Source organism: Streptomyces sp. NPDC058741, from assembly GCF_042746715.1.
In the GTDB taxonomy this organism is placed as follows: Bacteria; Actinomycetota; Actinomycetes; order Streptomycetales; family Streptomycetaceae; genus Streptomyces.
In genome coordinates this window covers 37,947-50,497 of sequence record NZ_JBHYQH010000026.1, presented here as the reverse complement: position 1 = coordinate 50,497, position 12,551 = coordinate 37,947, and the positions used below count along the sequence as shown (strand labels likewise).

Genomic DNA, 12,551 nt, shown 5'->3' with positions numbered 1-12,551 from the left:
CTCACCGGACGCAGGACGCCCACAGCACGTACGCCCGACGAGCCTCCACGAGCAGTGCGGCCGTGGCGTCCGGAGTGCCGAAGGAGTCCACCGCCCTCGCGGTCACCGTGCGCAGGTGACCGGCGGCGATCCGGGTCCGCTCCCGCCGGACCTCGTGCTGGCGCGAGGCGAGCGCCTGGTCCCGCTCCCACATGTCCTCCAGCGTGCTGTCCCCGGGTCCTCCACGTCGTGCACCGTGGGAATCCGCGGCAAGTCGTCCGAGGTGAGGCGCGGAACAGCCTGTGCGCCGACGGCGTCGGCCAGTTCGCCCTCCTCGTCCGCGTCCGCGCCGAAGAGAATGCGCCGCACCACGGTGCGGTCCGCCTCCGACCTGGCCACCTCGGCCGCGAGCGCGTCCAGCCGGCCGAGGAGCACCGGGACGGCCGCGTGCTCGCGGCGGCGCAGCAACGCGTCGAGCTCGCGAATCGCCTCGTCACCGGATTCCTGCGCGTGATCGAGCAGTCGGTTGCACCGGCCGATCTCGTCGAATGCGCGCTGTGCGGTGCGCACCGCCTGCTCGAGGTTCCGCAGTGACTCGTCCAGGTCGTCGTCCCCGCGCTCGCCCGGAACCTCCGCATCGGGCGTTGTGCCGTACGTCGTGGTCACGTCGTTCCCCCTTGTGCTCGTTCCCGCGGCTGATCATAGGGAGCACCGAACAGCACCTTGACCTCATAACGCAGTTTGAACATTATTAGCACTATGCCGTCTATTGAACTCGATGAGCAGACTCACGAGAAGGTCGTCTTCGCCGCGCGTCTCATGGCGTGCACGCCGTCCGAAGTGGTCCGGCGGCTGGTGGAGTCATGGAGCACCCCCGAGGAGCCCGACGAAAAGCCGGACGGCGTCCGTGTCCACGCGGTGTACCGGGGCGAGCGGATCCAGGCACTCTTCCATCCGGACACGCGCACCCTGACCGTCACCCAGGGGCCGCAGGCCGGTAGGTCCTTCTCCTCGCCCAGCGCCGCCGCCATGGCGGTGATCCAGGAACTCAACCCAGACCGGTCCCCCAACACGAACGGCTGGCTGTTCTGGCGTGTCACGAGCAGTGGCGACGAACTGAAGTCCCTACGCAGGTAGCCGGACTCGCACAGCAGCCGATTCGCCGCAGCCCATCGCCAGGACCGCCTCCCACCAAGGACACACCTTCATGACCACCTCGGACGCACCCGCCACCCACCTGCTGATCATCAACGCCCACGAGCCCCTCGCCTGGGTCCTGGAAAACCAGCGGATGGCCTTTCCCGCCGGCCGCACCCAGCAGTCCCTCTCCCTCCGAAAGGGCGACGAGATCCTCCTGTACACCACACGCGGCTGCTTCGGGAACCCGACCCGGGACCTCGGACGCGTGATCGGCCTGGCCACCATCACCAGCGAGGTTCGCACCCTGGACACCCCCGTCCTCTTCCAGGAGCGCCGTTTCACCGAGGGGTGTCGGCTGCGCGTCCACGGTCTCACGCCCTTCCGTGAGGGCGTCGTCCTGCGCGATCTCGTCAGCGACCTCCGGGTCTTCCCCGACCCCGCTCACTGGAGCTTCCGCATGCGCCGGGCCTCGCTCCCCCTGCCGGACACCGACGCGGCGCTGATCAAGCGGGAACTTCAGCCGCTCCTGAAGCCCTACGGTTCCATGGTGGGCGACTACTCCCTCAAACGCCGTTGACGAAGCGGCCTACGCTACGACGAGGCGCCACGACACCGCCGCCCGTCGAGCGCGCGGCCCGCCCCGACAGGAGTTGAGTCCCTTGCCCTTCCCGCCCCGTGACATGGTCGCCGCCTTAGGCATACACATGCACTTCCAGACCCTGGAACGGACCATGCGCGAACGCCACCCCGAACTGGCCGAACGAGTCCGCTTCCACGACTCCGAGGGGTTGATGCTCCTCACGGTCCTCCTGTCCGGGGCTCAGTCGGTCGGCCTGGCCTTCGTACGCATGGGGCACAGCATCGTCTGGGGGGTGATGGATCCCGTCCTGAACAGCGAGCCGTCCCTCTGGCCGCTGAATACTCCCGACGATGTGCTCGTAGACGCCTTGCACGCCCATGCCTCGGCGCATCTCACCGGACAGCAACTCTCGTCCCCCTGGCGATGGAACGAGAGCGAGCCGTCTGAGATGACCGAGCTGGCCGACCTCCTGGACATGCGGGGTGTACGCGTGCGGCGGGTGGTCGCCGGGAACGGGTACTTCGCCTACGGGCCACGCCATGCGCCGAAGCTCGACATCTTCGGCGCGCGCGAGGGAGCTTTCCTGGAAGCCGAGTTTCCCGAGGCCTTCGTGCGCGTTTCACTCAAGCCCACTCTCGGATGGCTGGTGGACGTGCACATACCGCGATGGGGCGGGTGGGGCCGTGTCGATCTCGCGTGGTGCCTTCGCAGCACGTCCTCCCCCACACCGGGCGTGCCGCGCGCGGAAGCATCCCTGGAGGAGCTCGCCGACTTGTTGTGCAAAGGGCCGGACGCGTGGGACACGGAGCCACCGTGGGCGCCACCGGAACCCACCGCCCCCGCCTCTCAAAGACCCGGATCCGCCGTGCAGGACAGCCTCTTCGCAGTCCTGCCCGTGCAGAACGACGTACCCGAGTGGATGGAGGAGTTCTCCGATCTCCTGGACGGGCTCGAGGAGATCGCGCACGAACGCCGCCCGTACCCGCTGACCCCCTGGGAAATCAGAGGAGCGGTTCTCCATCAACTCACCATGCTCGGTTTCTCGGACCTCGTGGAAGGCGAGGCCGACATCCCGATCGAGTCCGACGTGTTCCACATCGAATGGCGCAGCACCGGCAAGAACGTGTCGGCTCCCGAGGTCCAGCGGCTGAACGGCATGGCCGCGGCGTCCGGCGAGGAGCTGCCCAAGCGTCTGATCCTCATCACGGGCGGTGGTCTGACCCGCCCGGCGGCGGAGTTCGCCGACAAGGCCAAGGCGTACACCTTTCATCTGGACCGGACGACAGGCAGGCTGACCCCCCTCAACTCCCTTGCCCTGGACGCGTCGCTGCCCGCCGATGTGCCTGGCACACGGGTGCTCGAACCCTGGTGACACCACAGCCGGGGCGGAACGGGTCACCACCGGGACTCCCCGGCGCCGGCCAGGGACTTCCCGAGGCCAGCCCTCCTGGTGCCGATGATCCGGCATCATGACCTTCATGGCGGACGAACCGGACCTGCAGGCGGCGGCAGCGCAATTCGACCGAAGCACCGTGACGGAGGCCGAGACGGCAGCCGATGACGAACGCAAGCAGGTACTGTCGCAGTTCCCTCTGGATGGGTGGGCGGCGATGCCGTTGTCGCGCTACGCCCTGGGGCGGCCGGCACCGCCCGCGGATGGACCGACGTACTGCAGGCTGATCGAGTTCGGTACCCCGAACCTCGGCAGCATCAAGGGTGGCAGCGCCGCAAAGCACATCATGTACCACCACAACTCCGGCGAGTGGCGACTGGCCGCCCCCTTGCGCGGGATGGAGCCGCAGGAAGCCTGGCAGGAACTGCGCGGACAGTTCGTGCGAGCCTTCGAGGCCGTGAGCGCCGGGGACTTCGACGCAGTGGACGATCTGGAGGTACTGCGCTTCGGACCGACACTGGTGACCAAGTCACTGGCCACCTACTTTCCCGAGCATTTTCTGCCCATCTACGCAGCCGAACACCTGCGCCGGTTCATCACTCTGCTGGGAGGCTCGCCACAGACCGACGCGCCGGCCTGGCGAAGGAACCGTCGTCTGCTAGAACTCGTCCGCTCGCGGCCGGAGTTCGACGGATGGAGCGGACAGGAGGTCATGCGCTTCCTGTACCTGAGATTCGATCCGCGCCCGCGGCAGAACACCATCTGGAAGATCGCACCCGGTGAGCGCGGCCGACTGTGGGAGGAATGCCGTGACGGCGCGGTGATTCGCGTCGGATGGGACGAGCTCGGTGACCTTGGTCAGTACCAGAGCGATACCGAGCTCAAGCAGGCGCTCGACGCGCGTTGGCCGCGCAGCAGCGGAGGCAGCCTGACGCTCGCCCGACGTCTGCTCGCCTTCCGGGACCTGGAGCCGGGGGACCGGATCGTCGCCAACCGCGGAACGGACGAGGTCCTCGCGACCGGCACCGTCAACGGGAGTTACCGCTTCGAGCCCGACCATGTCGAATACCGGCACGTCGTTCCGGTGACGTGGGACGTTTCGCACGCGCGGAAACTGTCGGAACCGCAACACGGTTGGCGGTCCACGTTCGCCAAGGTCGACGCGGCTCTCTTCGCGCAGATCTCTGCGGGTCTCACAGCCCCGGGTACACGAACCGCGCAGCCTCACACCGGTGATCCCGTCCCGCTGCCCGAGGACATCGAGAGCGTGCTGACGGCACTGGACCGCAAGGGACAGGTGATCCTGTACGGGCCCCGGGAACGGGTAAGACCCGGCTTGCGCTCGGCACCGCCCTCGCCCTCATCGGCCGGACGGATGCCCTGAGCTCTCCACCTGAGCAGCGTGCCGCCGCCCAAGCGAAGATGTTGCGGACCGGTCGCGTCCACATGGTCACCTTCCATCCCTCCTACGGATACGAGGACTTCGTCGAGGGCTTCAAACCGGACATGAACGTCACGGGCCCCGGACTGACGCTCGCGCTCACCAACGGTGTGTTCCACACACTGTGTGCCCAGGCCTCCGCCCACCCGGACGAGAAGTTCCTCCTGATCATCGACGAGATCAACCGAGGTGACCTGCCGCGCATCTTCGGCGAGTTGGTGACACTCCTCGAACTCGACAAGCGCGGACTGCCCCTCACCCTGCCCGTCAGTCGACGCACGTTCTCCGTACCGCCGAACGTGCGGATCATCGGGACCATGAACACGGCGGACCGCAGCATCAGCCATCTGGACGCGGCCGTACGCCGACGATTCTCCTTCCTTCCGGTCGGCCCCGACCCGGATGTCGTGTCCGGCACCGTCGGCCCACTGGATCTGGCACAGTTCTTCGAGTCCCTCAACACCCGCATCGCCCGGCATCTCGACTCCGACCACCAGATCGGACATGCCTACCTACTCCGCGGCGCCGAGCCGATCGCCACCGAAGACGATCTGGCTGCCGCCTTTCGCCATGAGGTGATCCCGCTGCTGGAGGACTACTGCCTCGGTCGCGCCGACCTGCTGCACCGCATTCTCGGCGGTCTCGTCGACGCAGACACCGGACGCCCCGCACTGATGTCGCCGCAAGACCTCGTCGCCGCGCTGGCGAGCGAATTCACCAGTGGCACACCGAGCCCCGATGCCTGATCGCTCCGAGGTACGAATCGGGGAGTACGGCTCAGCCCTGCTGAGGGACTCACAACTCACGCCCCGTGATGTCAACCGTCTGCGTGCCCTGCAGGCGCACGGTCGTCTCAGCCTGGAACAGACTCCGACAGGATGGCGGCTCAAGGCCGGTGCGACGGTCGGCCTACTGGTCCTCGACCGCATCCGTCTGGTCATGCAGCCCAAGTTCGCCATTCCCGGCGATCGGCTCATGGGCTGGCTCGCGTACGCCCTCGGTGCACCGGCTCCACTCCCGGTGACGTCGCGGCACTGGGCCACCGGCCCGGAAGGCTACGCCGACCTTGTGGCCGCGGCCCTACTGGAGCAGTGCCAGCAACTGCTGCGGGAGGGGCTGCGCCGGGACTACGTACGCCGCCAGAACCTGGAACCGGTCCTGCGAGGCCGCCTGGACGTCGCGGCCCAGACGACCCTCCGTTACGGACAACTGGACAAGCTGCACGTCCGTACCTTCGGCCGGGAGACGGACATCTGGGACAACCGTGTCCTGGGAACCGCCCTGCAAGTGGCCTGCGTCCTGACCACGAGTCCCGACTTGGCCCGCGACCTCCACACCGTCGCCGACGCGTTCCCGAATGCCACGCCTCCCGAGGCCGCCCTTCGGGCCCTGGACCGCACCCGGTACACCCGGTTGAACGCCCGCTACCGCGCCGCACACACCTGGGCCCGGCTGTTGCTACGCGGGGGCGGCGTGACGGACGTCCTCACCGACCACGGCACCGCGGCGGACGGCCTCCTGCTCGCCATGCCCGCCCTCTGGGAGGCCGTCGTCCGGCGCCTGGTCACCGATGCCGCCGGCGATCACGGCGGGCACGCCGTTGCCGGCGGCGGCGCAGCAGGCATCACCGTACGGGGCGACCTCGGTATCGGCTCGGCCTTCCGACCGGACGTCCTACTCGGCCTCCCCGACCGGGACCCGACCGCACGCACGCTGCTGCCGGTGGACGCGAAGTACAAGCGCTACGACCACCACAGCGTCAGCGCCGCAGATGTTCACCAGCTCCTCACCTACAGCGCCGGCTACACTCCGAGCGACGACAGGCGTGCCGTGATCGTCCACCCCCGCACCGGCGGGCATTCGTACCGCGTTCTCCAGGTCGACAGCCCGCGTGGACGCCTCGGAGATGTCCACGTCCTCGGCGTTGACACTCACACACACCCCCAGCAGGCTACGGCATGGTTGGGATCAGTGCTGCCGCTGACGAACGGTGACGGCCTTCCCTCCGACACCCCTGGGCAAGCACGAGGAAGGTGCCGGGGCGGACCATGAAACGCCGGTCACTCCGTGTCGAGATGGTCCACGAAGATACCGATCAGTACCCGGCCGCCGAGACGCTGCTCGGGCAGGCTGAAGTGCACCCGGTTGCGATGCGGGTCCTTCTTCGCGTGCCATTCGCAGTGGTAGGTCTCCCCCTCGTGCAGCACGTCCCGCTGCTTCATGATCTTGGGTTTCGACCGCGTCCGAGGGCTCTCCGGAGACAGCACGAGCCCGTGCCGGCCCAGTTCCGCCTGGACATACGCAGGTTGACCGCCATGCTTGGCCACGGCTTCCACGAAGTGGTCGTGCACCACGGACAGCACTTGGACGACCCAGTCCCGCATCTCCGAGTACTTCCCGTCGAACTTGCGGAAGGAGAGGGAGTCGGCGAGGACCAGTTGCGGAAACGCCTCCCGCGCCCGGTCGAAGAAGTCCGGCTCGGCCACGCTCTCACGGGCGAACATGGAACGCCAGAAGGAGGTCAGCGCCGACGGCTCCGCCAAGAAGAAGACCTTCACCTCCGCCGTTGCGCTGTTCGCCTGGTCCACGGCGGAGACGGGCTGCCAGTCTCGGCGCTCCACAGCCGGGAAGACGAGGCAAGCGACATGCCGCTGACGAACCGTGTGCCACCAGGCATACCCGATCGACCAGGCGAACTCCTGCCTGCTTTCCCCGAGTTCCACGTGATCGGGCAGGCCGGGTAGGGCTGTGTCCCAAGCCGGGCAGCGGTCCATCATGCGAGCCATTCTCACGCGGGCGTCGCGGCCAGCGCGCGGCGTACCCGCCTCGTAGAGGACGTGGAACAACTCGCGCCCGTCCGCGCACTCAGCTTCGGTCCACCACGGCGAGACTGCAACCTCATGCCGCTCTCGTAACTCCGCGAGGGTGTCGCTGAACTTCTCCATCAGATCTGTGAGCTCTTGCTCCGTCAGACCTCGGAAATTAAACGACGTCTCGTCCACAACGAACCGGTACCATTCATCGCCCCCTACGTCTGGCACGTGCCAGCCTCCCCAAATCCTGCTCGATCTGGTCGAAAAAGCCGAGGGGCCAGTTCGTCAGCTCACCCCGCTCGGTGAACCCGATCGGAACCGAGGCGGTCTCCTCGGCGCCGAAGAAGTGGACGACGCCGTCCTCCGGAGCCAGTACCCCATCGTCCGCCACGCCGAGTCGAGCACCATTTAGCACATGGTCGCTGTGCGTCTCGACGATCACCTGGGCGCCCGTGCCCGCCACCCGGGCCAGGAACCGTCCCAGCTTGGACTGGCCTCCCGGGTGCAGATGAGCCTCGGGATTCTCCACGATCAGCAGATCCCCCGGCCGGGCCAGCAGTCCGGCGACGATCACGGGCAGGGCGTAGGAGAAGCCGAAGCCCATGTTGGTCGGACGGATCGGCTCACTCAGCAGACCCGGCTCCTGGAACCGGATCGTGCTCGCGGTGATGCCGGGCGGCCACTGAGCGGTGATCTTGATCGGGCGGATGATGTCGGAAGCCCAGGTCTCGACCTGGGTTCGCAGGATGGTCACACCATGCGTCGCCTCGGTGTCCGGGTGGAGCAGCGCCTCGGGGACCTGATCGCTGTCGTGCAACGCCAGGATCTGCGCCGTGTATTCGCCCTGCACGCCCACGCCGATGGCATTGGGATGCTCCGCGGACACCCCGAGCTGGTCTCTGGGCCCCAGCCGCTCGGCACACAGGTACGAGAACTCGCTTCCCCAACCGCGCAGTTCTGGCAAGACCAGCTCGAAGTCGAGAACCTCCAGATAGAGAGCCTGATCGTCCGGCACAGCGAGACGGTACGCGACGGAATCGCCGCCATCGTTGTCAAGGCGGATCTCGATCACCGAGTCCGGCGCATCGGGATGCAGTACCTCGTGCGCCTCGCCCAGAGCCAGCCCGTACGGCCCATTGAGCTGCACCACACTGCTGCCGCTGTGCATGTCCGCCAATTGGCGGGCCAGCAGCAGAGCTTGAATGGCCGTGCTCTTCCCAGTGCCGTTGAGGCCCGTCAGGACGGTGAGCGGACGCAGCGTGAACGAGGCGTCGGCAAAACGCTTGAAGTGACGCACGCCCAGAAAGGAGATCACTCGCCGGCCTCCACCGCCTGCTCCGTGAGCCGGAAGCGGTACATGACGCGCCTGACGTCACCGGTAGACGATGTGATGGCTTCGAGGTACCTGAAGTCGCTCGTCATCAGGCTGCGGGCCTGTGACACGATCGCGCCCTTCCTGCGCTCCAAATCCTCAGCGTCGTAACGGGCAAGCGTGAGAGACCAGGTTTCGAAGAGGGGACGGTTGATCGGGTTCCGCCACGAAACCTCTTCCGGCCACTTCCTGAAGGCGTGATCACCGAAGACCAGACGGGCGTTTGTCATGGCCTTGCTAAAGTCCGCCTGCATGCGTGCAGCCTTGTCGTCGTCGACCTCGCCGACCGAGTCAAGCAGGCGGGTCGCCCGATGCAGAAAGGGATCCATAGCGGCGTCCTCCACATACCCCTCCAGGCCCATCAACCAGAAGGCCGCGAAACGCAGCGCCATTTCCCGGTCGTTCATCCGGATGTGGTTCCGGATGCTCGTCGCCTGGTAGAACGCGTCCGTCGACGTCATTTCCTTGAGGATACGACGGCTCCGGGGACGGCTCATGCAGTGCCGGATTTCCTGCGCGTTCAGCGGCGTGCCCAGAGTGTTGATCCGCCGGAAGATGTCATACATGACCTCTGGGGGGGTCGTCGGATCGATCACGTGCGCCATGATCTGCGCATTGTTGATACGCCGCTTCCAGGGCGCGGGAAGTTCATCGAACACCTTTCCTTCGACGTGAGCCAGATATTCGAGACCCCTGAGCGCGAACCCCGACTTCTCATCGCCACGGACGAAGTCATGAATGGTCGAGAGACGTTGCAGGCCGTCCACCACGCGCAGGAGCCCGTCCGCGTCCTCGGCGAAGTAGAACGCGGGCAGTGGAATCTGCAGCAGCACCGACTCGATCAGCTGGGATTTCTGGACGGGCTTCCAAACACGGCCCCGCTGGAAGTCCGGAGCGAGCTCGAGCGACGCGTCGTCGATCATGTCGAGCGCGTTGCGCAGCGAGAACTGCTTTGTGTTGACCCTGATCTGCTCCGGATTCCACGGCCTGTCGATCTCCGGCGGTTCCTCGTCCGCCTCGGTCTCGACCTCGACGTCCATACCTTTGTCGAGGAAGTACTCCTCATGAGCCGTCTGCGCCTTCTGGATCTCCGGGGTGGTCATGAGGCGATCGTATCCGTGCCCTGGCCCCGGACCAGCTCCGTCACTGGAACGTGCGCCACCGGCGGCGGCTCCTTCTCCCCGGTGTATCCCAGGAACAGCCGGGTGCGGGCCCGGGTGACCAGGACGTAGTAAAGCATCCGCAGACCCGCGCCGGTCGGGTCGTCACCCGCGTCGAGATGGGTGTCGGGCACGAACACCGTGTCGAACTCCAGGCCCTTGGCGCTCCTCCGGTTCAGGACGGTCACGCCGGGGCTGGTCAGGTCCAGCGTGCGGTAACGGCCGGCTCCCTCACCGACGTAGGTCTGGAGACGTGAGCGTGGTATGAGTCGCTCCAGACGCTCGGTCAGATCCATCTGGTTCCGGGTGTGGCGGAGGATCACGCCGACGCGGTCGTCAGGACGGATACCGGCGTGCTCGGCGATGTGTGCCGCCACCTGGTGCGCGTTGCCGTAGCGGCGCAGAGACGGCGTCGGGCCCGCACGGGCCGGGAGGGTCGGCCGGGCCCCGCCGACGTGAAAGCGGGCGGCCAGGGCTGCCACCTGGCGGGTCGTGCGGTGGGTTGCGGTCAGATCGTGGCGATTCGGGCCGGTGAGCAGAGAACCGATCTCGGCGAGCGTGGACTGGGTGTCCGTGATGCGCTGGCACTCGTCGGCGAAGACGGTCGTACGGGCGCCGATCAGCCGACACAACCGATAGAAGTCCAGCGGCAGGTCCTGCCCCTCGTCGATCACCAGGAGCGGTCCGGTGCCGTGGGATCGGGACGCGGCCACCTGGAAGACGGCCGCCCAGTCGAACCAGCCGTCGTCCGTCTGTGGTGCGGGGCGACCCGTCAGGGCGCGGTGCCAAGCGTGCAGCCAGCGGTGGACGGTCGACACGTCCAGGCCCTCCTCCGGACCGAGGGCCGTGGCCAGCGGCTCGAGTGACTGGCGGAGCAGGTTGGAGCGGGTCAGGAGAGTGACCGGCTGTCCGGTCAGGGCGAGCATCACCGCGCGCTGCACCGCGAGAACGCTCTTAGCCGATCCCGGTGGCCCGGTGACCAGGTGATGGCCGTCGAAGGGAAGGGAGGCCAGCACGTCCCGCTGGTCGGGAGCTAGCGAGAGGAAGTCCACTACCACCGGCCCTCACTCCTCCTGGTCCACCGCGGTCGCGCGGGCGGAGGTGATCACGTCCTCGAAGAAGCCGGAACCCCGCCGCCACCGACCACGAGCACCCGGTCCAGCAGGGTGTTACCCATCTCGCAACTGGTCTCCGGCAGCAGGGCGCAGGCGTGGCAGGCGCCCCGGTTGAGGTTGCCGAAGCCCTGCCCGGAGTGCTCGGCGCACAGCGGGTCGGCGGAGCACCAGGCCGCGGCCTCGATCATGCGCAGCAGGATCTCGGCGAGGTGCGGCGGCTCGCCCTGCTGGACCAGGCCACCAAGGGTGCCGGCCGCGTCACCGGCCGCCGTGTAGACGAGCAGCCCGGCCTGGTCGCGATCGGCGCGGGCGTAGACACGCTCGCGCAGACTCGCCGTGGTGTAACCGGACTCGAAGGACAGCTGCCGGATGAGCAGGTGCGCGAGCGTGTGGAGCAGGACGAATCGAGGGGCCATCACCGTGCCGGTGTGTGCCTCCAGCCGGTCCTTCTGGAAGCTGCGGTCCAGATCGGCACAGATGCCGAGCACCCTGTTGCGTACGGCGCCGCACCGCTCCCAGTCGGCGAGACGCCCGGCGTCGAGGGTGAGGAAGACGCCCTCGCCGTAGACCTCGACTGCCGGGAGCCAGCGCAGGCGGCGCGAGGTGTCGGCGGGCACGAAGGTGGCGTCGGGGGCGACCCGAGTGAACCCCTGCAGCGCCCGCACCTCTCGCAGCCGGTCGACGAGCACGACGTTGCCGATCCGCTCACGCAGGGTCGCCCACAGCGCCTGGTTCTCTCTGGACAGCCCCAGGTCGGTGTGCCGGACCACGAAGTCGCGGGTGGCCTCGGACGCGGGCGCGGTGAGCGCCGCCCATTCCTCGCTGCTGAGGTCCGGGTAGACCGGCTTGTCCAGCGCGGTGGCGGTGGTGACGGGTGTGCCGGCTTCCTCGGCCAGGAAAGTGCCGATGAGCGCGTCGTCGGCCTGGGTCTCCTGCTTGATCATCTGGCGCAGGGCCGGCGCGTTCGGGCCGTCCGGCGCGCTGCACAGGGCCAGCCACAGAGTGCTGGCCCGCACCCGCTCGGCAGCCTCGCCCTCCCAGGCCGGGGACCCCTCGGCCTCGGGAATGTCCAGTGCGGAGTGCACCACGGAGTAGTAGAGGTTTCCGGCGGTGCGCTGCACGACCTGGACGGTCTCGCGGCAGTCGACCCGCTCCGTCGCGCGCTGCCAGGGTTGCGTCCGGACCAACGCAGGCCGTGCGTGCCGAGGATGTCGAGGAGGTCCTGGGCGCCTCGGCACTTCGGCGCCGTGCAGACGACCGAGAGAGCCTCCAGGCCGGCGGCGCGCTGTTCGACGCAAAAACTCAACTGTGCCCGGGAGTTGCGGGCCTCCCGGGACGGGCATGCCTGACGGTCCTCCCGGTCGAGCCGGGAGTGCGCCCAGAACCACCAGTCGACGTCGGAGAGGTGTCTCGCCTTGCAGATCTGCACGAACCGCATCGGGACGAGCGGGCGCCTCGGTGAGCACTGGGGGCACTGCGGAGGCGTGCCCGGGGTCTCGTCGGCGATGCGCCAGCGCCGCATGCGCCAGCGCCGCATGCGGCGGCAGCTGCCACAGAA

The 12,551-nt window shown here is 67.7% G+C and carries 13 protein-coding genes; 7 read left to right on the top strand and 6 right to left on the bottom strand.

Translation table 11 applies throughout. The annotated features are described in order from the left end of the window. Window position 1 precedes the first annotated feature (1 nt). Window positions 2–193 (bottom strand): hypothetical protein, encoded by a 192-nt coding sequence (locus ACFW6P_RS21155; RefSeq protein WP_386356596.1) that lies wholly within the window; start codon window positions 191–193, stop codon window positions 2–4. A gap of 233 nt (window positions 194–426) precedes the next feature. Here ACFW6P_RS21155 and ACFW6P_RS21150 point away from each other — a divergent pair, with 233 nt between their 5' ends. The 7 genes from ACFW6P_RS21150 to ACFW6P_RS21120 all read left to right on the top strand — a co-directional run bounded on the left by ACFW6P_RS21150 (window position 427) and on the right by ACFW6P_RS21120 (window position 6,585). Next, window positions 427–573 carry a hypothetical protein gene (locus ACFW6P_RS21150; RefSeq protein ID WP_386424356.1) on the top strand — a complete coding sequence of 49 codons (147 nt, stop codon included), beginning with the start codon at window positions 427–429 and terminating at the stop codon, window positions 571–573. A 165-nt stretch (window positions 574–738) separates the two neighbouring features. Continuing rightward, entirely contained in the window at window positions 739–1,116 is a 378-nt protein-coding gene (locus ACFW6P_RS21145; RefSeq protein ID WP_386424354.1) for a DUF4357 domain-containing protein, read from the top strand. Between the two features lie 70 nt (window positions 1,117–1,186). Continuing rightward, the gene (locus tag ACFW6P_RS21140; RefSeq protein ID WP_386356605.1) at window positions 1,187–1,696 is read left to right on the top strand and encodes a hypothetical protein; all 510 of its coding nucleotides are present in this window, start codon (window positions 1,187–1,189) and stop codon (window positions 1,694–1,696) included. Between the two features lie 82 nt (window positions 1,697–1,778). Continuing rightward, entirely contained in the window at window positions 1,779–3,071 is a 1,293-nt protein-coding gene (locus ACFW6P_RS21135; RefSeq protein ID WP_386424352.1) for a hypothetical protein, read from the top strand. A gap of 97 nt (window positions 3,072–3,168) precedes the next feature. Next, window positions 3,169–4,476, top strand: coding sequence for a hypothetical protein (locus ACFW6P_RS21130; RefSeq protein WP_386356611.1), 1,308 nt, complete (start codon window positions 3,169–3,171; stop codon window positions 4,474–4,476). 38 nt (window positions 4,477–4,514) lie between these two features. After that, a complete protein-coding gene (locus ACFW6P_RS21125) occupies window positions 4,515–5,279 on the top strand; it encodes an McrB family protein (protein WP_386356614.1) in 765 nt (254 codons plus the stop codon). Then, window positions 5,272–6,585: an McrC family protein gene (locus tag ACFW6P_RS21120; protein ID WP_386356616.1), complete on the top strand. Its 1,314-nt coding sequence runs from the start codon at window positions 5,272–5,274 to the stop codon at window positions 6,583–6,585. The genes ACFW6P_RS21125 and ACFW6P_RS21120 overlap by 8 nt, the downstream gene beginning before the upstream one ends. 8 nt (window positions 6,586–6,593) lie before the next feature. On the opposite strand, the gene ACFW6P_RS21115 is transcribed toward ACFW6P_RS21120, so the two are convergent. From ACFW6P_RS21115 to drmB, 5 genes are read right to left on the bottom strand one after another with little or no spacing between them, the layout of a single operon-like run. Next, window positions 6,594–7,535 (bottom strand): hypothetical protein, encoded by a 942-nt coding sequence (locus ACFW6P_RS21115; protein WP_386356619.1) that lies wholly within the window; start codon window positions 7,533–7,535, stop codon window positions 6,594–6,596. A gap of 16 nt (window positions 7,536–7,551) precedes the next feature. Beyond that, window positions 7,552–8,661, bottom strand: a complete 1,110-nt coding sequence (locus ACFW6P_RS21110; RefSeq protein ID WP_386356622.1) for a DUF3696 domain-containing protein — start codon at window positions 8,659–8,661, stop codon at window positions 7,552–7,554. Further along, window positions 8,658–9,821, bottom strand: coding sequence for a DUF262 domain-containing protein (locus tag ACFW6P_RS21105; protein WP_386356625.1), 1,164 nt, complete (start codon window positions 9,819–9,821; stop codon window positions 8,658–8,660). Before ACFW6P_RS21105 ends, ACFW6P_RS21110 begins: the two co-directional genes overlap by 4 nt. Further along, window positions 9,818–10,936, bottom strand: a complete 1,119-nt coding sequence (locus tag ACFW6P_RS21100; RefSeq protein ID WP_386356627.1) for an ATP-binding domain-containing protein — start codon at window positions 10,934–10,936, stop codon at window positions 9,818–9,820. Before ACFW6P_RS21100 ends, ACFW6P_RS21105 begins: the two co-directional genes overlap by 4 nt. Window positions 10,937–10,983: 47 nt before the next feature. Next, a complete protein-coding gene (gene drmB, locus ACFW6P_RS21095; RefSeq protein WP_386356630.1) occupies window positions 10,984–12,180 on the bottom strand; it encodes a DrmB family protein in 1,197 nt (398 codons plus the stop codon). Between the last annotated feature and the right edge of the window lie 371 nt (window positions 12,181–12,551).

What these genes read in the sequence shown, in the direction of transcription:
- ACFW6P_RS21145 (WP_386424354.1), top strand. Translation starts at nt 739, where the DNA reads ATGCCGTCTATTGAACTCGATGAGCAGACTCACGAGAAGGTCGTCTTC.
- ACFW6P_RS21140 (WP_386356605.1), top strand. Translation starts at nt 1,187, where the DNA reads ATGACCACCTCGGACGCACCCGCCACCCACCTGCTGATCATCAACGCC.
- ACFW6P_RS21105 (WP_386356625.1), bottom strand. Translation starts at nt 9,821, where the DNA reads ATGACCACCCCGGAGATCCAGAAGGCGCAGACGGCTCATGAGGAGTAC.
- ACFW6P_RS21155 (WP_386356596.1), bottom strand. Translation starts at nt 193, where the DNA reads ATGTGGGAGCGGGACCAGGCGCTCGCCTCGCGCCAGCACGAGGTCCGG.
- ACFW6P_RS21130 (WP_386356611.1), top strand. Translation starts at nt 3,169, where the DNA reads ATGACCTTCATGGCGGACGAACCGGACCTGCAGGCGGCGGCAGCGCAA.
- ACFW6P_RS21125 (WP_386356614.1), top strand. Translation starts at nt 4,515, where the DNA reads ATGTTGCGGACCGGTCGCGTCCACATGGTCACCTTCCATCCCTCCTAC.
- ACFW6P_RS21120 (WP_386356616.1), top strand. Translation starts at nt 5,272, where the DNA reads ATGCCTGATCGCTCCGAGGTACGAATCGGGGAGTACGGCTCAGCCCTG.